The organism is Acidovorax sp. GW821-FHT10E04, assembly GCF_059415185.1.
Genome location: NZ_JBWKMT010000001.1, coordinates 596,072 through 611,555, shown reverse-complemented (window position 1 = coordinate 611,555; position 15,484 = coordinate 596,072). Strand labels below are relative to the sequence as shown.

Sequence of the window (15,484 nt, the reverse complement as noted above, 5' to 3'; positions counted from 1 at the left end):
CCGCCGTAGCTGCTTCAGGCCGCCGCAGGCGGCGCGTGAAACGAGGAGCCCAGAAATGCCTCGACCTGCTTCACGAAGGTCTCGGGCGTGATGGGCTTGGAAAGGTGCTCGTCGAAACCCACGTCGAGCGCCTTCTCGCGGTCGCCCGGCATGGAGAACGCCGTGACGGCCACCAGCGGCACCACGCGCCACGCGTGGTGGGAGCGCAGGCTCTGCGCCACCTCGTAGCCGTTCATGACGGGCATCTGCAGGTCGCACAGGATCAGGTCGGGAGATTCCGCCAGCGCGAGCCCCATGCCCAGCGCGCCATTCTCGGCGGCCAGCACGCGGTGGCCCGCGGCCTCCAGCAGGTAGGTGACGAGTTCCCGGCTCGCGTCATCGTCCTCGATGACGAGGATGGTGGCTTTCATGCGCTGGTCTCCTGGAATTCCACGGTGAACGTGCTGCCCTGCCCTTCGGTGCTTTCAAAGCCGACGCTGCCGCCCAGCGCCTCGGCCAGCTTGCGGCTCAGGTGCAGGCCCAGGCCCGTGCCTTCGTGGTGGCGCCGGTCGGCGGTCTCCACGCGCGAGAACGCCTCGAACAGCCGGGACTGCTCCTGCGGCGCGATCCCGGGCCCCGTGTCCCGCACCCGGACCTGCACGGTGCGGCCTTGCGGCGACAGCGTCTCTTCCAGCACCACCTCCACGGACCCCTCCGGCGTGAACTTGATGGCATTACCCACCAGATTGATGAGTATCTGGCTGAACGCCCGGCGGTCGGTGTGCAGGGTGACGGCCTGGGCGGGCGCGCGCACGCTGAACGCCAGCCCCTTGCGCCCGGCCTCCTGCTCCAGCGTGGCCGCGACTTCCGCGACGATGCTCCGGCAGTCGAGCGCCTCGATGTTGAGCGACACCTTGTTGGCGCTGAGCTTGGCCACATCCAGCAGGTCATTGATGAGGGAAAGAAGGTGCCGCGCCCCCGTCTGCACGATGCGCAATTGCTTGTCCTGCTCGGGATTGAGCGGGCCCGGCAGCTTCATCAGCAATGTGCCCGTGAAACCGATGATGGCGTTGAGCGGGGTTCGCAGTTCGTGGGACATGCTGGCCAGGAAGCGGTCTTTGACCAAGGCCGCATTTTCAAGCTCCAGGTTCTTGTCGCGCAAGACCCGCTCGATCCGCTTGCGCTCGGTCACGTCGCGGATCGCGCTCGAGACGAAAAGGCCTTCCTCCGTCTGCAGCGGGCTCAGGCTGATCTCGACCGGGAACTCGGAGCCGTCCTTGCGCAGTCCGTACAGATCAAGGCCCGCCCCCATGGAGCGGGTGCGTGGCTCGACGAAGAAGCGGTGGCGGTGCTCGGGATGCCGGGCATTGAAACGTTCGGGCACGAGCAATTCGATCTTCTGGCCCAGCAACTCGGTGCGGCTCCAGCCGAACAGCTTCACGGCCTGGGAATTGACCAGCACGATGCTGCCATCCCGGTCGACGATGACCATGGCGTCGGGCGCGGCTTCGAGCAGGTCCTTGAACTTCTGGTCGGCCCGCTTGCGGTCGGTGATGTCGCGGATGGCGCTCATCACCATCTCGCCTTCCTCGGTGTGGATCGGGCTCAGGCTGATCTCCACCGGAAACTCGGTGCCCCCCTTGCGCAGGCCATACAGCTCCAGGCCCGCTCCCATGGTGCGCGTGCGCGGTGCCCCGAAGAAGCCGCTGCGGTGCCCCAGGTGCGCGCCCCGGTAGCGGTGGGGCAGAAGCACTTCCACCGCCTGCCCCAGCAGCTCGGCCCGCTCGTAGCCGAACACGCGCTCGGCCTGCGAATTCACCAGCACGATGCGTCCGGTCACATTGACCATCACGATGGCATCCGGCGTGGATTCGAGCAGGTCGCGAAACCGTGCCTCCAGCAACTTGGCCTCGCGCTGGACCTTGAGCTGGGTGACATCCTTCTTGCTGGACAGGAAGTACAGCAGCTGCCCGCCGTCATCGCGCACCGCCTTGGTGGAGACATTCACGTGCACGAGCGAGCCGTCCTTGCGGCGGCGCACCGACTCGTGCACCGCCGTCACGCCGCGCAATGCCTCGGCGCGGATCTCGTCTTCCTCATGGGCCCGTCCCTCGGGAACGATCAGATCCATCAGGGACCGGCCCTGCACCTCGGCCAGCGCGTAGCCAAAGATCGCTTCGGCGGCGGGGTTCCAGTTGAGCACCATGCCCTCGGGCGACAGCACCAGCAGCGCATCGGGGTTTTGCTCCCAGTATGCGGCGGAAAAATCAGATGCCATGCAGCCCTCCCTGTGTGAGGCCATCTCCCTGCGCAGCGCGCCCAACGCGCACAGACGGCAGCGGCCTTCGCCCTCATTGCCCTCGCCAATGGCGGATCCCATCTTAGGCGGGAAATCTCCAAATAGCCAACACTCAACTGCCCCGCGGATCACCCGCCCCGGCCGCCTGGGCGCGGGCCGCCCCGGGACCGCGCGGCCCAAGCCGCGATGCGCCATACCCCGACCCATCTTCGCCATCCGCCGTGGGAGGCCGAAAAACAAAAACCCCTGAAATCCTCACGGAGATCAGGGGCTCCATCCGTGCCGCGCGGCGCGCCGGCGGCGGTCAGTCCATCGCGTCGATCATCACCTGGCCAAAACCGGAACAGCTCACCTGCGTGGCGCCATCCATCAGGCGCGCGAAATCGTAGGTCACCTTCTTGGAGGCGATCGACTTTTCCAGCGAGCGGATGATCAGGTTGGCAGCGTCGATCCAGCCCATGTGGCGCAGCATCATCTCGGCCGAGAGAATCTCGGAGCCCGGGTTCACGTAGTCCTTGCCGGCGTACTTGGGCGCCGTGCCGTGCGTGGCCTCGAAGCAGGCCACCGAATCGGACATGTTGGCCCCGGGCGCGATGCCGATGCCACCGACCTGGGCCGCCAGCGCGTCCGAGATGTAGTCGCCGTTGAGGTTGAGCGTGGCCACCACCGAGTATTCGGCGGGGCGCAGCAGGATCTGCTGCAGGAAGGCATCGGCGATGCTGTCCTTGATGGTGATGTCCTTGCCCGACTTGGGGTTCTTGAACTTGCACCACGGGCCGCCATCGATCAGCTGCGCGCCAAACTCCTTTTGCGCCAGGGCATAGGCCCAGTCACGGAATCCGCCTTCGGTGTACTTCATGATGTTGCCCTTGTGCACGATGGTCACGCTGGGCTTGTCGTTGTCGATGGCGTACTGGATGGCCTTGCGCACCAGGCGCTCGGTGCCCTCGCGCGACACGGGCTTGACGCCGATGCCCGAGGTGTTGGGGAAACGGATTTTCTTCACGCCCATCTCATCCTGCAGGAACTTGATGAGTTTCTTGGCCTTGTCGGACTCGGCCTCGAACTCGATGCCGGCATAGATGTCCTCCGAGTTCTCGCGGAAGATCACCATGTTGGTCTTCTCGGGCTCCTTGAGGGGCGAAGGCACGCCCTTGAAATACTGCACGGGGCGCAGGCAGACGTACAGGTCCAGCTCCTGGCGCAGCGCCACGTTCAGCGAGCGGATGCCGCCGCCCACGGGCGTGGTCAGCGGGCCCTTGATGGAAACCACATACTCGCGCAGCACCTGCAGCGTCTCTTCGGGCAGCCACACGTCGGGGCCATACACCTTGGTGGATTTCTCGCCGGCGTACACCTCCATCCAGTGGATCCTCTTCTTGCCGCCATAGGCCTTGGCCACCGCGGCATCCACCACCTTGATCATCACCGGCGTGATGTCCAGGCCCGTGCCGTCGCCTTCGATGAAAGGGATGATGGGCTGATCCGGCACGTTCAGCGACATGTCGGCGTTGACGGTGATTTTCTGGCCTTCGGCGGGCACCTTGATGTGCTGGTAGCTGGTCATGGGCGGGTGTCTCCTGGGGTGGCTGAAACGGGATTCAGCGAATTGGGCAAAGCGCTCTGAATCTGGTCAATTCTAATGACAAATATTTCTGCCCAAGACCCTGTCAACGCGGCTGCCGCTGCTATCGTTGGGGGTGGAGCCATGCGGGGTTTCGCATGGCCCTCAACCCTTGTTCACACTGGAAACGGCACATATGAAAAAACTCCTCGCTGTACTGGTGGCTGGTCTGTTTGCTGCGGGTGCTTTCGCACAGCAAGCGCCAGCAACCGCTCCCGCCCCTGCTGCTCCCGCAGCCCCCATGGCTGCGCCCGCCGCGGCTCCCGCACCGGTAGCCAAGACCCACAAGGCCGCCACCACGGCCAAGAAGAAGACGCACAGCACCAAGAAGGTCGCCAAGAAGAAAACCACCAAGAAGGTGGCCTGAAACGCCGGGCGCCAGGCCCGCGCGGGGCCAGGGCCCGCCGCTTCAAGATCGCCCGCTGCCGCGGGCGTTTTTGTTGATGGGGGCCGTGCAATGCCCCGTTGTGCCGCCATGCCGGCATGTTTGCGCTAATCTGCCATCGTCCGCAGCGTGATTTTTCCGCTGCCCGTTCATTGCCATCGTCCGTGTTGCCTTCATGAAAGCCCTGCCCATGACCGATCTTCACCCGGCCCGCGCCCCGCAGGCCCGCACCGCCCGCGTGATGTCCTTCGCGCGCCGCGCCGCCCTGGCCGCCGCAACCCTGGTGGCCGCCACCGCCCTGCTGCATGCGGGCGGGGTTGCCGCCCAGGAAGGACCGCAGCTGAATCTGCGGCGCGTCGAACTGACGGCGGGCATGCACCGCATCGACGCCCAGGTCGCCCTTGCACCCCAGGAACGCCAGACCGGCCTCATGCACCGCAAGGAGATGCCGCAGCACGAAGGCATGCTGTTCGTGTTCGAGCAGCCGGCACAGCAGTGCTTCTGGATGAAAAACACCCTGCTGCCCCTCACCGCGGCTTTCGTGGAGGATGACGGCACCATCGTGAACCTGGCGGACATGAAGCCGCAGACACTGGACTCCCACTGCTCCGCCAAGCCCGTGCGCTATGTGCTGGAAATGAACCAGGGCTGGTTTGCCCAGAAGGGCATCAAGGCAGGGGCCAAGCTCTCGGGCGCGCTGTTTCGCCGCCCCTAGGTCCGCCCCCCGGGCCGGGGGGACTGCAAAAGAAAAACGGCCCCGCGGGGCCGTTTTTCTTGTCCGCGGCAGGTGGCTGCCACGGCACCGCGCAAGCAATCCGTCAGGCGAAGTTGGCTTCCGCGAACTTCCAGTTCACCAGGCTGGAGAGGAAGGTCTCGACGAACTTGGGGCGCATGTTGCGGTAGTCGATGTAGTACGCGTGTTCCCACACGTCCACCGTCAGCAGCGCCTTGTCGGCCGTGGTCAGCGGCGTGCCGGCGGCGCCGGTGTTCACGATGTCCACGCTGCCGTCGGCCTTCTTCACCAGCCAGGTCCAGCCCGAGCCGAAGTTGCCCACGGCGCTCTTGACGAAGGCTTCCTTGAAGGCGGCGTAGCTGCCCCACTTGGCGTTGATGGCCGCAGCCAGCGCGCCGGAGGGTTCACCGCCACCCTGGGGTGCCATGCAGTTCCAGAAGAAGGTGTGGTTCCAGATCTGGGCGGCGTTGTTGTAGATGCCGCCGCTGGACTTCTTGACGATCTCTTCGAGCGTCATGGATTCGAATTCAGTGCCCTTTTGCAGGTTGTTGAGGTTCACCACATAGGCGTTGTGGTGCTTGCCGTGGTGGTACTCCAGGGTTTCCTGGCTGTAGTGCGGCGCCAGGGCGTCGATGGCGTAAGGCAGCGGGGGAAGGGTATGTTCCATGGTGGTTTCCTCGTGGTTTGAAATTCTGGGATGCCATCTGCACCGCGATCTTTCCTGAGCAATGCAGTCGGACACAGCACAAAGGGGGCATTGTAGGAAGATCAGGTGACCTGTGCAGCGTGAGGCCACACGGATCGGTGCCGAAGCGCCACAACCCGCCACTGTCCTACAGGCACCCCCGTCAGAGCAGGCGCGGCTGGGACACCGTCACATCCACCACGCCGTCGGCCAGCGTGGCGCGCAAGGCGTCGCCGGGGTGCGCCTGCCGCGCGCTGGTCACGGCCTGGCCCTCGGTATCGGTCAGCAGCGCGTACCCGCGCTGCAGCACCAGGCGCGGATCCAGCAACTCCAGCCGCAGGGCCGCGCGGTCCAGGCGGTCCGACTGCCGCGCGGCGCAGCGCTGCAGCTTGTTGGGCAAATCGGCCTCCAGCGCTTTCTGCGTCTGCGCCAGGCGCTGCAATTTCAGGAGCACTTCATGCCGCATGCGCTGGGCCAGGCGCGCCAGTTGCATCTGCTGGCGCGCCACCAGGCCGGACGGGCGGCCCAGCCGCGCCGCCGCCTGGTCCAGCCGCTGGTGGCGTGCATCGAGCTGGCGCTGCACCGCGTCGCCGATGCGCCCGCCCAGCAGGCCCAGGGCGCCCAGCCACACGTCGCGGGGCTGGGCCACCAGCTCGGCGGCCGCGGTGGGCGTGGGCGCGCGCAGGTCGGCGCAGAAGTCGGCGATGGTGAAGTCCGTTTCATGCCCCACGCCGCTGACCAGCGGCACGGGGCTGCGCACGATGGTGCGGGCCAGTTGCTCGTCGTTGAAGGCCCAGAGGTCTTCGATGGAACCCCCGCCCCGCACCAGCAGGATGACGTCGATCGGCGGGTTGCGGGTCAGATCAGCCCCTGGCGCTTGTCCAGCCTGCGCCAGCAGATACAGTTTTGATAGCGCCGCCACCAGCGAGGCCGGTGCGGCGCCCCCTTGCACCTGCGCGGGCACCAGCACCACCGGGATGTGCGGCACGCGCCGGCGCAAGGCGGTGACGACGTCGTGCAGGGCCGCCGCCCCCGTGGAGGTGACCAGGCCGATGCCGCGCGGCTGCAGCGGCAGCGGACGCTTGCGGTCGCCGCTGAAAAGGCCTTCGGCCTCCAGCTGGGCCTTCAGGCGCAGGAACTGCTCGAACAGCGCACCCTGCCCCGCCCGCTGCATGCTTTCCACGATGAACTGCAGGTCGCCACGCGCTTCGTACACGCCAAGACGGCCGCGCACTTCCACCAATTCGCCATCGCGTGGAGAAAAGTCAAGCAGGCTGGCCGCGCGGCGAAACATGGCACAGCGCAACTGGCCATTCGCGTCCTTGACCGAGAAGTAGCAATGACCGCTGGAAGCGCGCGAGAAGCCCGTGATCTCCCCGCGCACCGCGACAGGATTGAACCGCGCCTCCAGCGCATCAGCAATGGCGCGGCATAGCGCGCCAACTTCCCATACGCGCGGCGCCGCCGCGAGGCCCGGGCGCTCAAACATGAGATACGGCGGGCTTTCGCGGCGCGCTCCAGGGGCGAGTACTCCACAGAACCGCCCGAGCGACCCAGGACGGCAGCGCGCCCGGCAAAACTGGCCGCAAAACACGGTTGCACGTGCAAGTTATTGATTTATATGATTTTTTCACTGCGCAATTTTTCATCAATCTGTTGCAAGCACGGCGGGACGCCACTTTGCGCGGCGCACGAACCGGGTTTCCCACAAAGTTATCCACAGTTTTTGTGGGTGACACCGCCGATGCGGCGGCCACCCGGCAAGGTAACTGTTTGTGACGCGGAGGCGGCAGGAAGCTGGGCCATAATCGCCGATTGCTTTCATCTGCGCGGAGAGAGATTTGCTGTCCATCATACAAGCCGCAGGCTGGCCGATCTGGCCCCTGATTGCGTGTTCCATCCTGGGAATGGCGCTGATTTTCGAACGGTTCGTGGCCCTCAAGACGGCCCGCGTCGCTCCTCCGAAATTGCTCGATGAAGCCATCACGGTGTCCTCCAAGGCCGTGCCCACCCCCGACGTGGTGAACCAGCTCGCGCAGAACTCCGCCCTGGGCGAGGTGCTCGCCAGCGGCCTGCGCACCCTCAACAGCAACCCCCAGTGCAGCGAGACCGACCTGCGCTCGGCCATGGAAGGCGCCGGCCGGGCCGTGGCCCACCGGCTGGAGAAGTACCTCGCGGCGCTGGCCACCATCGCATCGGCCGCGCCCCTGCTGGGCCTGCTGGGGACCGTGATCGGCATGATCGAGATCTTCGGCTCGCAGGCCGGCAGCGGCGGCGTGGGCCAGGCCATGGGCGGCGGCAACCCCGCGCAGCTGGCGCATGGCATCTCGGTGGCGCTGTACAACACGGCCTTCGGCCTGATCGTGGCGATCCCGGCGCTGATCTTCTGGCGCTACTTCCGCGCCCGCGTCGATGCCTATCTGCTCACGCTGGAGCTGGCTTCCGAGCAGTTCGTCCGCCACATCCTGCGCCTGAGGAAGAAGTGAACTCCCCCCTGAGGCGCGGCCGCGCCCTTCCCTGCTCCTCGCAGCGCCATGCACCGCGGGCAGGGGTACGCCGCCCGTGCGGCGGGGCGACCCTTGCGCCACGCCCGCCTGCGTTGACGCCGCCGGTTTCCAAACTTCGCGGGCAACGCGTACCGCCCATTGGATCGTCGACATGAATTTTCGCCCCCGCGCCAAGGAAGAGCCGGAGATCAACCTGATCCCGTTCATCGACGTGCTGCTGGTGATCCTCATCTTCCTGATGCTGACCACCACCTACAGCAAGTTCACGGAGCTGCAGCTCACCCTGCCGGTGGCCGACGCCGAGCAGCAGCGCGACCACCCCAAGGAAGTGATCGTCTCGGTGGCCGCCGACGGCCGCTATGCCGTCAACAAGAACGGCGTGGACGGCAAGAGCGTGGACGCCATCGCGCAGGCCCTGCGCGGCGCCGCCACCGCCGGGCGCGACAGTGTCGTGATCATCAGCGCCGACGCCATGTCCCCGCACCAGTCCGTGGTCTCGGTGATGGAGGCGGCGCGCCGCGTGGGCCTCACGCAGATCACGTTTGCCACGCAGTCGTCGGCCGCGGCGCGCAGCACCGGCCGCTGACACGGCATGGCTGGCCCCGGGCCGCAGCCGCCCCCCCGGTCCGCGGCGCGCGGCGGCGCCCCTTCCCCGGCCTCCGGGCTGCAGAAGATCTGGCAGGCACGCGGCCCGGCCGCCTGGGCGCTGTGGCCTGTCTCCCTGCTGTACCTGGCGCTGGTGGCCCTGCGCCGGGGGCTTTACCGCGCTGGCGTGCTCAAGGCCGAACACCCGGGCCGTCCCGTCGTCGTGGTGGGCAATGTGATCGCCGGAGGCGCCGGAAAGACGCCCGTGGTCATCGCCGTGGTGAAACATCTGCAGGCTCGCGGCCTGCGCCCCGGGGTGATCTCGCGCGGCTATGGCCGCAGCACCACCGATTGCCGGGCGGTGGCGCCCGACAGCCCCGCCCGCGAGGTGGGCGATGAGCCCGCGCTGATCGCGCGCAGCTGCGGGGTGCCGGTTTTCGTCGCGCCGCGCCGCATCGCCGCGGCCCGCGCCCTGCTGGCGGCGCACCCGCACACCGACGTGATCGTCTGCGACGACGGGCTGCAGCACCTGGCCCTGGCGCGCGATGTGGAGGTTTGCATCTTCAACGACCAGGGCGTCGGCAACGGCTTCCTGCTGCCTGCGGGCCCGCTGCGCGAGCCCTGGCCGCGGCCGGTGGACCTGGTGCTCCATGCGGGTGGCGTACCGCCCCGGGGAGACTTCGAGGCCTATGCGCTGCAACGGCGCCTGGCCCCCTGGGCCGTGCGCTCGGACGGCACCCGCGTGCCCTTGTCCAGCCTGCGGGGGCAGCCTTTGCACGCGGTGGCGGCCGTCGCACGCCCCCGGGACTTCTTTGCGATGCTGCAGGCCCAGGCGTTGCAACTGGCGCACGCGCAGGCCCTGCCGGATCACTATGATTTTGATAGCTGGAACCGCTCACCAGACAACCGTTACACGCTGATCTGCACTGAAAAAGATGCCGTCAAGCTGTGGCCCCGCCACCCGGACGCACTGGCCGTGCCCCTGCAACTGCACATGGATCCAGCCTTTTTCGCGGCCCTGGATGCGCGCCTGCCGGCACCGGGTGGTCTTTAGCGCGCACCGGCGGTCCCGCGGGGCTGGCCGCCGCTATCATCGCTGCCTGCCCGAACGAACCTCCCGGAAGCACCGCCATCATGGATCCCAAACTGCTTGAACTGCTGGTCTGCCCTGTCACCAAAGGCCCGCTGACCTACGACCGCGAGGCGCAGGAACTTGTCTCCCGCAGCGCGCGGCTGGCCTACCCGGTGCGCGACGGCATCCCGGTGCTGCTCGAAAACGAAGCCCGCACGCTCACCGACGAGGAACTGGAGCAGTGAGCGCTGTGCCCGCCCCCGGCGCCGTGGCACCGGACAGCCGCTTCACGGTGCTGATCCCGGCCCGCATGGCATCGAGCCGGCTGCCCGACAAACCCCTGGCCGATATCGCCGGCCTGCCCATGGTGGTGCGGGTTGCCCGCCGCGCGGCCCAGAGCGCCGCCACCCGGGTCGTGGTGGCCGCCGACGACAACCGCATCCTGCAGGCCTGCGCGGCCCACGGCGTGGAGGCGATCCTGACCCGCGCCGACCATGCCAGCGGCAGCGACCGGCTGGCAGAGGCCTGCGTCCAGCTGGGGCTGGATGGCGCCGACATCGTCGTCAACGTGCAGGGGGATGAACCCCTGATGGACCCCGGCCTCATCCATGCCGTGGCGCAACTGCTGCCGGCCCGCCCCGAGGCCAGCATGGGCACGGCCGCGCACGCCATTGCGTCGCAAGCCGACTACGCCAACCCCAACGTGGTGAAGGTGGTGCTGGACGCGCGGGGCCTGGCGCACTACTTCAGCCGGGCGCCCATCCCCTTCGCCCGCGACCATGCCGCAACGCCCTGGTGGCAAGGCGCCGCCCAGGCGGCCACACCCGGCGTCGCCGCCCTGGCGGGGTTCGCGCCTTTGCGGCATGTGGGCATCTACAGCTATCGTGCCGGCTTCCTGCGGGAATTTCCGGCGCTGGCGCCAGCCCCCACCGAAGCCGTGGAAGCGCTGGAGCAGTTGCGCGCGCTGTGGCACGGCCACCGCATCGCGGTGCACCTGGCCAGCACCGCCCCGGGGCCTGGCGTGGACACCCCCGAGGATCTGGAGCGGGTCCGCAGCCTTTTCCGCTGACGGACGCCCCGGCGGCCCCGTGGCGCGGGGACCTGCCCGCGCCACCGTGCAGGGCACTATCCGCACCGCGACACCCTGGCCGCCGCGCGGTACGGCGTGTAAGTCAGCGCAAGGTGGTCGCATGCTATCCTCGCCCGCAACGAGAGCACCGCATCCCGGGCGCACAGAACGGCTTCAGGCGCCCTTCGAACGTCCCCGCCAGCGGCGCCAACCGATTTCTAACCTTCGAGGACTTCCATGAGACTGATTCTGTTGGGCGCGCCTGGCGCCGGAAAGGGCACGCAAGCCACGTTCATCTGCCAGAAATACGGCATCCCGCAAATCTCCACCGGCGACATGCTGCGGGCGGCGGTGAAGGCGGGCACGCCCTTGGGCCTGCAGGCCAAGGCCGTGATGGATTCGGGTGCCCTGGTCAGCGACGACATCATCATCGGTCTCGTGAAGGAACGCATCACGCAGGCGGACTGCGCCAACGGCTTCCTGTTCGACGGCTTTCCCCGCACCATTCCCCAGGCCGACGCCATGAAGGCGGCGGGCGTCAAGCTCGACTACGTGCTCGAAATCGATGTGCCTTTTGACGCCATCATCGAACGCATGAGCGGCCGCCGCTCGCACCCTGCCAGCGGCCGCACCTACCACGTCAAGTTCAACCCCCCCAAGGTGGAAGGCAAGGATGACCTGACGGGCGAGGAACTGATCCAGCGCGAAGACGACAAGGAAGAAACTGTCAAGAAGCGCCTGCAGGTCTACAGCGACCAGACGCGCCCCCTGGTGGACTACTACAGCAGCTGGGCCCAGGCCGAGCCCGACGCCGCCCCCAAGTACCGCGCCATCAGCGGCACGGGCAGCGTGGAAGAAATCACCGCGCGCGCGCTCCAGGCGCTGGCCAGCTGAGCGCGAGGGTCACGCCCCAGGACCAGCGACGCCATGGGGCACCAGGGCGTCGCTTTTCTTTTGGGAGGTGCCGGTGGCCCCGTCAGGCGCGCCGTGGCACCAGCGGGCCAGACCCTCATGGCCCCGGCCTTGCCACCCATCCTGGTTTTGTTCAGGCCGGACTGGAGCGCAGGCCGTAGGCCTTGCCGTCCACGAAAAGGTATTCCGCGCGCAGCACCGCATCGCCCTTCTCATCGCGCAGGGTGAAGCCCACCACCGACAGGTCCGTGCCGGGCTTGATCTCCTGCACCTGCCAGGCCTGCATGCGTGTCAGGGGCGCCAGCTCGATCTCCCAGCGGCGGTCCTTGCGGGTGGGCAGCACCGCCTTGGCCAGCAAGGCCTTGCCGTCCACGGGCGAGGCCTGGGCGGGCACCGCGCGCTGCGCCAGGTCCGCGGGAAGCCGCAACTGCGCGGGAAGCTCCAGCTCCAGCTCGGCATGGGGGTTTTGCCAGCGCACCTTGCGCACCGTGCCTTCCAGATAGATGGGGCGCTCGGCATCAAAACTGCTCCAGCCATGGTGGGCGCGCGCCCAGAGCGGAACCATCGCAGTGGCCAGGAGCAGGCGGCGGCGTTGCAGACTCATCGGTTCTCTCCTTGTCAGGTCACAGATAGGCGATCCAGCGGCCACAGACCACCACGGCCAGCCAGATCAGCGTGGACGCCAGCATCTGCACCCGGGCCAGGGCGTCCAGGCGCGCCAGCGATCCACGCCCATGGAACCACGCGGCGTTGCAGCCCGCAAGCATTAACAGCAGCATCTTCAAGGTGAATGCGCGGCTGGCGAGCAGCTCGGAAGGCTGGGTGGCGAACATCAGCAGGCCCGATGCCGCCGCCAGGCCAAAGCCGCACAATGCCAGCGACAGGCTGAGCCGCGCAAGGTCCTTGACGGGCAGCGCCGCCCCCCGGCCAAACACGCGCAACTCCAGCAGCACCAGGTTGCCCAGCAGCAGGGCAATGCCAACGATGTGCACCACTTCCAGCGCCGGGTAGGCCCAGGCGTGTGTCTTGAGGGCTGCAAACAACACTGGACAGCCTTCGCACTCAGCGCATCAGGTCCAGCATCAGCGAGATCCGGGCCTTCAGGGGCGGCAGCCCGCCGGAATCAGGCAGCAGGTCACCAGGCTTGGGCAGCACCCGCCCCTCGGCGCAGCGCGTGGACCGGACCACCCGCACGCCCACCTCCTGCGCGCGCAGCAATGCGGCTTCCAGAAGGTGGTGGATGGTGCCGTTGCCGGTGCATGCCACCACCAGCCCCTGGACGCCGTCACGCACCAGCGCATCCACCATGGCGCCCGTGGCGCCCGCGTGGCTCATGATCACCTCCACGCGGGGCCAGGCCGCTGCATTTGCTATATTTTGCAGAGCACCACACGCATGCTTGGCGGGCGGTATCGGCCAATCCTGCGCAAGGCGAATGGCGCCCTCCTCCACCCACCCCAAAGGCCCGGCCTCGCCCGAACTGAGCGCATGGACACGGTACGGATGCACCTTCTGGACCTGCTGTGCGCCGTGGACCTCGCCAGCGGCCACTGCGAGCACGCCGCGGGCACCCGCAGCCACCGCGACCGCCACGGCATCCAGGAGATTTTGCGGCCCGTCGGGCGTGAGCGCCGTGGCCGGGCGCATAGCACAGGTCAGCACCACGGGTTTCAGCCGGGTATCCAGCACCTGGTTCAGGAACCAGGCCGTCTCCTCCAGCGTATCGGTGCCGTGGGTGATGACCACCCCGCGCACGGAGGCGTCCTGGAGGTGATGGGCGCAGCGCAGCGCCAGGGCCTGCCACACCCCGCCGTCCATGTCCTTGCTGTCGATCTGAGCCACCTGCTCCGCCACGAGCATGCCACCGGCCGCCTCCTGCAATCCGGGGACCGCTGCCAGCAGCTGCTCCACCCCGACCTGCGCGGCGGTGTACCCGATGTTGTCGCCCGCCTGTGCCGACGTGCCGGCAATGGTTCCTCCAGTGCCCAAAACCACAATTTTTTGCCCACTCACTTGCATACTCCGAAAAACTGGTAAAAAATACAGTTACTGGATTAAAAAACAGTTGTCCTTCACTGTAGCCGCCTCCACCGGAAACCACCATGCTCGACAACCCGAAACTCACGGCCCGCCAGCAACAGATCCTGGACCTCATCCAGACCGCCATTGCACGCACAGGGGCGCCTCCCACCCGCGCCGAAATCGCGGCTGAACTGGGCTTCAAGTCGGCCAATGCGGCAGAAGAACATCTGCAGGCCCTCGCACGCAAGGGCGTGATCGAACTGGTGAGCGGCACATCGCGGGGCATCCGGTTGCGCAGCGACACGCTGCGCTCCATCAATGCAGCGCGCGGCAGCCAGTTCCACCTGCCCATTCCCGGGCTCTCCCAACTGGTCCTGCCCCTGGTGGGGCGTGTGGCGGCGGGTTCGCCCATTCTCGCGCAGGAACACGTCGACCAGACCTACAGCGTGGAAAACAGCCTGTTCCAGCACAAGCCCGACTACCTGCTCAAGGTGCGTGGCATGTCCATGCGCGATGCCGGCATCATGGACGGCGACCTGCTGGCCGTGCAGTCCACCCGCGAGGCGCGCAACGGCCAGATCATCGTGGCCCGCCTGGGAGACGACGTGACGGTCAAGCGCCTGCGGCGCACCGCCACGGCCATCGAGCTGCTGCCTGAAAACCCGGACTACCCGGTCATCGTGGTACAGCCTGGCGAACCTTTCGAAATCGAAGGTCTCGCGGTAGGCCTCATTCGCAACACCATGCTGATGTAGCCGGTCCCGGCTGCTGGTCCATTCACTACCGCATTGCAGGTGGCGGGCGTTTGGTGTGCCGGGCAAACCGGCACGCCAGCCCTGCGGTGCGGGTTCAATTTGCAATCCTGCCTATGTCCAACCCCCGACCTTCGGAGTTTTCACATGGGAATTGCCTTGACCACCTTATCCGCCTTCTCCGTGCCGCTGCGCTCGCTGACGCGCTGGTTTCACTCGACCGCCGCGCTCGCGGTGCCGTCTGCGGCAGGTTCGCCCCCACCCCGTTCCCCCCACGATGGCACGGACCGCGGCGACGGCCGGGGCACGGCCGGCTCCAGGAGCATCCACCGCCCGCAGGGTCTCCCTGGCCCACGTCCGCTGCGCGGCAACTGGCCCTTCACGGTCAACACGCCCCAGACGCCCCCCGCCGAAAGTCCCGGGCGGCAGGCCGCCACCCGCAGAGCACCGCCCGCGATGCCGGTACCGCCCGCAGGAAGCCGCAGCGCCTGCGCCGCGCCGCGGCCCACCGATGGATCGGGCCGCCGGACCGCCAAGGTCTTGCGCAGGATCTCAGCCCCCGGCACGGGCCGGCTGGTGATCGCCGGCAGGATGGCCGACGTGTGCGCGGAACTGGACCGCATGGTGGCCTGCGAGGGAGCCCTGCAGGCCTCTTGAGACCAAGATACTTCCTTCATCACGGGCCAACGGCACGGTCCTCGTTGGCGTGTGGCGTTCCTTCTCGAAAGAGATGGATCTGCGGGCGTGAGAAAAACGGCCGGGGAGCGATGGCACGGCCCCGCCACGTCCTGCCATGGGCGGCAGCGTTTTGCGGGATGCGCCAACACTCCGTCACCAAAAGCCCCGTACTTTGATGCCCC

The 15,484-nt window shown here is 67.4% G+C and carries 19 protein-coding genes; 11 read left to right on the top strand and 8 right to left on the bottom strand.

What is annotated here, in order from left to right; genetic code table 11:
• Positions 1–14 precede the first annotated feature (14 nt).
• From AC07OC_RS02830 to icd, 3 genes are all read right to left on the bottom strand, one after another.
• Positions 15–410 (bottom strand): response regulator, encoded by a 396-nt coding sequence (locus AC07OC_RS02830; protein WP_218294899.1) that lies wholly within the window; start codon positions 408–410, stop codon positions 15–17.
• Positions 407–2,257 (bottom strand): PAS domain S-box protein, encoded by a 1,851-nt coding sequence (locus AC07OC_RS02825; RefSeq protein WP_218338506.1) that lies wholly within the window; start codon positions 2,255–2,257, stop codon positions 407–409. The genes AC07OC_RS02830 and AC07OC_RS02825 overlap by 4 nt, the downstream gene beginning before the upstream one ends.
• A gap of 325 nt (positions 2,258–2,582) precedes the next feature.
• Positions 2,583–3,845 (bottom strand): NADP-dependent isocitrate dehydrogenase, encoded by a 1,263-nt coding sequence (gene icd / locus AC07OC_RS02820; RefSeq protein ID WP_494600368.1) that lies wholly within the window; start codon positions 3,843–3,845, stop codon positions 2,583–2,585.
• Between the two features lie 193 nt (positions 3,846–4,038).
• Between icd and AC07OC_RS02815 the strand changes: the two genes are divergently transcribed.
• Together AC07OC_RS02815 and AC07OC_RS02810 are read left to right on the top strand one after the other, a co-directional pair.
• Positions 4,039–4,269: a hypothetical protein gene (locus tag AC07OC_RS02815; RefSeq protein WP_218294896.1), complete on the top strand. Its 231-nt coding sequence runs from the start codon at positions 4,039–4,041 to the stop codon at positions 4,267–4,269.
• A gap of 208 nt (positions 4,270–4,477) precedes the next feature.
• Complete coding sequence (locus AC07OC_RS02810) at positions 4,478–5,002, top strand: DUF192 domain-containing protein (protein WP_218338505.1); 525 nt, start codon at positions 4,478–4,480, stop codon at positions 5,000–5,002.
• A 103-nt stretch (positions 5,003–5,105) separates the two neighbouring features.
• On the opposite strand, the gene AC07OC_RS02805 is transcribed toward AC07OC_RS02810, so the two are convergent.
• Positions 5,106–5,687, bottom strand: a complete 582-nt coding sequence (locus tag AC07OC_RS02805) for a superoxide dismutase (protein WP_218338504.1) — start codon at positions 5,685–5,687, stop codon at positions 5,106–5,108.
• A gap of 181 nt (positions 5,688–5,868) precedes the next feature.
• Positions 5,869–7,194, bottom strand: coding sequence for an exodeoxyribonuclease VII large subunit (gene xseA, locus AC07OC_RS02800; protein WP_218338503.1), 1,326 nt, complete (start codon positions 7,192–7,194; stop codon positions 5,869–5,871).
• A gap of 113 nt (positions 7,195–7,307) precedes the next feature.
• On the opposite strand from xseA, the gene AC07OC_RS02795 reads away from it, so the two are divergent.
• The 7 genes from AC07OC_RS02795 to adk all read left to right on the top strand — a co-directional run bounded on the left by AC07OC_RS02795 (position 7,308) and on the right by adk (position 11,832).
• Entirely contained in the window at positions 7,308–7,484 is a 177-nt protein-coding gene (locus AC07OC_RS02795) for a hypothetical protein (protein WP_494600367.1), read from the top strand.
• A gap of 62 nt (positions 7,485–7,546) precedes the next feature.
• Positions 7,547–8,191 carry a MotA/TolQ/ExbB proton channel family protein gene (locus AC07OC_RS02790; protein WP_218294891.1) on the top strand — a complete coding sequence of 215 codons (645 nt, stop codon included), beginning with the start codon at positions 7,547–7,549 and terminating at the stop codon, positions 8,189–8,191.
• A 172-nt stretch (positions 8,192–8,363) separates the two neighbouring features.
• Complete coding sequence (locus tag AC07OC_RS02785; RefSeq protein WP_218294890.1) at positions 8,364–8,798, top strand: ExbD/TolR family protein; 435 nt, start codon at positions 8,364–8,366, stop codon at positions 8,796–8,798.
• A gap of 6 nt (positions 8,799–8,804) precedes the next feature.
• Positions 8,805–9,851: a tetraacyldisaccharide 4'-kinase gene (lpxK, locus tag AC07OC_RS02780; RefSeq protein ID WP_218338502.1), complete on the top strand. Its 1,047-nt coding sequence runs from the start codon at positions 8,805–8,807 to the stop codon at positions 9,849–9,851.
• A gap of 80 nt (positions 9,852–9,931) precedes the next feature.
• The gene (locus AC07OC_RS02775) at positions 9,932–10,114 is read left to right on the top strand and encodes a Trm112 family protein (protein WP_056062396.1); all 183 of its coding nucleotides are present in this window, start codon (positions 9,932–9,934) and stop codon (positions 10,112–10,114) included.
• Positions 10,111–10,938 carry a 3-deoxy-manno-octulosonate cytidylyltransferase gene (kdsB, locus tag AC07OC_RS02770; RefSeq protein ID WP_370627702.1) on the top strand — a complete coding sequence of 276 codons (828 nt, stop codon included), beginning with the start codon at positions 10,111–10,113 and terminating at the stop codon, positions 10,936–10,938. Before AC07OC_RS02775 ends, kdsB begins: the two co-directional genes overlap by 4 nt.
• A gap of 237 nt (positions 10,939–11,175) precedes the next feature.
• A complete protein-coding gene (gene adk / locus AC07OC_RS02765; RefSeq protein ID WP_218338501.1) occupies positions 11,176–11,832 on the top strand; it encodes an adenylate kinase in 657 nt (218 codons plus the stop codon).
• A 151-nt stretch (positions 11,833–11,983) separates the two neighbouring features.
• Here the strand turns inward: adk and AC07OC_RS02760 are convergent, their stop codons facing one another.
• From AC07OC_RS02760 to AC07OC_RS02750, 3 genes are read right to left on the bottom strand one after another with little or no spacing between them, the layout of a single operon-like run.
• Positions 11,984–12,454, bottom strand: a complete 471-nt coding sequence (locus AC07OC_RS02760; RefSeq protein WP_218294887.1) for a DUF6152 family protein — start codon at positions 12,452–12,454, stop codon at positions 11,984–11,986.
• Positions 12,455–12,473: 19 nt separating this feature from the next.
• The gene (locus AC07OC_RS02755) at positions 12,474–12,893 is read right to left on the bottom strand and encodes a hypothetical protein (RefSeq protein ID WP_218295306.1); all 420 of its coding nucleotides are present in this window, start codon (positions 12,891–12,893) and stop codon (positions 12,474–12,476) included.
• 19 nt (positions 12,894–12,912) lie between these two features.
• Positions 12,913–13,869 (bottom strand): asparaginase, encoded by a 957-nt coding sequence (locus tag AC07OC_RS02750; RefSeq protein WP_218338500.1) that lies wholly within the window; start codon positions 13,867–13,869, stop codon positions 12,913–12,915.
• 83 nt (positions 13,870–13,952) lie between these two features.
• Between AC07OC_RS02750 and lexA the strand changes: the two genes are divergently transcribed.
• Both lexA and AC07OC_RS02740 read left to right on the top strand, forming a co-directional pair.
• Positions 13,953–14,627: a transcriptional repressor LexA gene (gene lexA / locus AC07OC_RS02745; RefSeq protein WP_218294885.1), complete on the top strand. Its 675-nt coding sequence runs from the start codon at positions 13,953–13,955 to the stop codon at positions 14,625–14,627.
• A 156-nt stretch (positions 14,628–14,783) separates the two neighbouring features.
• Positions 14,784–15,281 carry a hypothetical protein gene (locus AC07OC_RS02740; RefSeq protein WP_218338499.1) on the top strand — a complete coding sequence of 166 codons (498 nt, stop codon included), beginning with the start codon at positions 14,784–14,786 and terminating at the stop codon, positions 15,279–15,281.
• Positions 15,282–15,484: the final 203 nt, after the last annotated feature.

Excerpts from the sequence above, each read along its gene's own strand:
- AC07OC_RS02830 (WP_218294899.1), bottom strand. The coding sequence starts at position 410 with ATGAAAGCCACCATCCTCGTCATCGAGGACGATGACGCGAGCCGGGAA.
- AC07OC_RS02825 (WP_218338506.1), bottom strand. The coding sequence starts at position 2,257 with ATGGCATCTGATTTTTCCGCCGCATACTGGGAGCAAAACCCCGATGCG.
- icd (WP_494600368.1), bottom strand. The coding sequence starts at position 3,845 with ATGACCAGCTACCAGCACATCAAGGTGCCCGCCGAAGGCCAGAAAATC.
- AC07OC_RS02815 (WP_218294896.1), top strand. The coding sequence starts at position 4,039 with ATGAAAAAACTCCTCGCTGTACTGGTGGCTGGTCTGTTTGCTGCGGGT.
- AC07OC_RS02810 (WP_218338505.1), top strand. The coding sequence starts at position 4,478 with ATGACCGATCTTCACCCGGCCCGCGCCCCGCAGGCCCGCACCGCCCGC.
- AC07OC_RS02805 (WP_218338504.1), bottom strand. The coding sequence starts at position 5,687 with ATGGAACATACCCTTCCCCCGCTGCCTTACGCCATCGACGCCCTGGCG.
- xseA (WP_218338503.1), bottom strand. The coding sequence starts at position 7,194 with ATGTTTGAGCGCCCGGGCCTCGCGGCGGCGCCGCGCGTATGGGAAGTT.
- AC07OC_RS02785 (WP_218294890.1), top strand. The coding sequence starts at position 8,364 with ATGAATTTTCGCCCCCGCGCCAAGGAAGAGCCGGAGATCAACCTGATC.
- lpxK (WP_218338502.1), top strand. The coding sequence starts at position 8,805 with ATGGCTGGCCCCGGGCCGCAGCCGCCCCCCCGGTCCGCGGCGCGCGGC.
- AC07OC_RS02775 (WP_056062396.1), top strand. The coding sequence starts at position 9,932 with ATGGATCCCAAACTGCTTGAACTGCTGGTCTGCCCTGTCACCAAAGGC.
- adk (WP_218338501.1), top strand. The coding sequence starts at position 11,176 with ATGAGACTGATTCTGTTGGGCGCGCCTGGCGCCGGAAAGGGCACGCAA.
- AC07OC_RS02760 (WP_218294887.1), bottom strand. The coding sequence starts at position 12,454 with ATGAGTCTGCAACGCCGCCGCCTGCTCCTGGCCACTGCGATGGTTCCG.
- AC07OC_RS02750 (WP_218338500.1), bottom strand. The coding sequence starts at position 13,869 with ATGCAAGTGAGTGGGCAAAAAATTGTGGTTTTGGGCACTGGAGGAACC.
- lexA (WP_218294885.1), top strand. The coding sequence starts at position 13,953 with ATGCTCGACAACCCGAAACTCACGGCCCGCCAGCAACAGATCCTGGAC.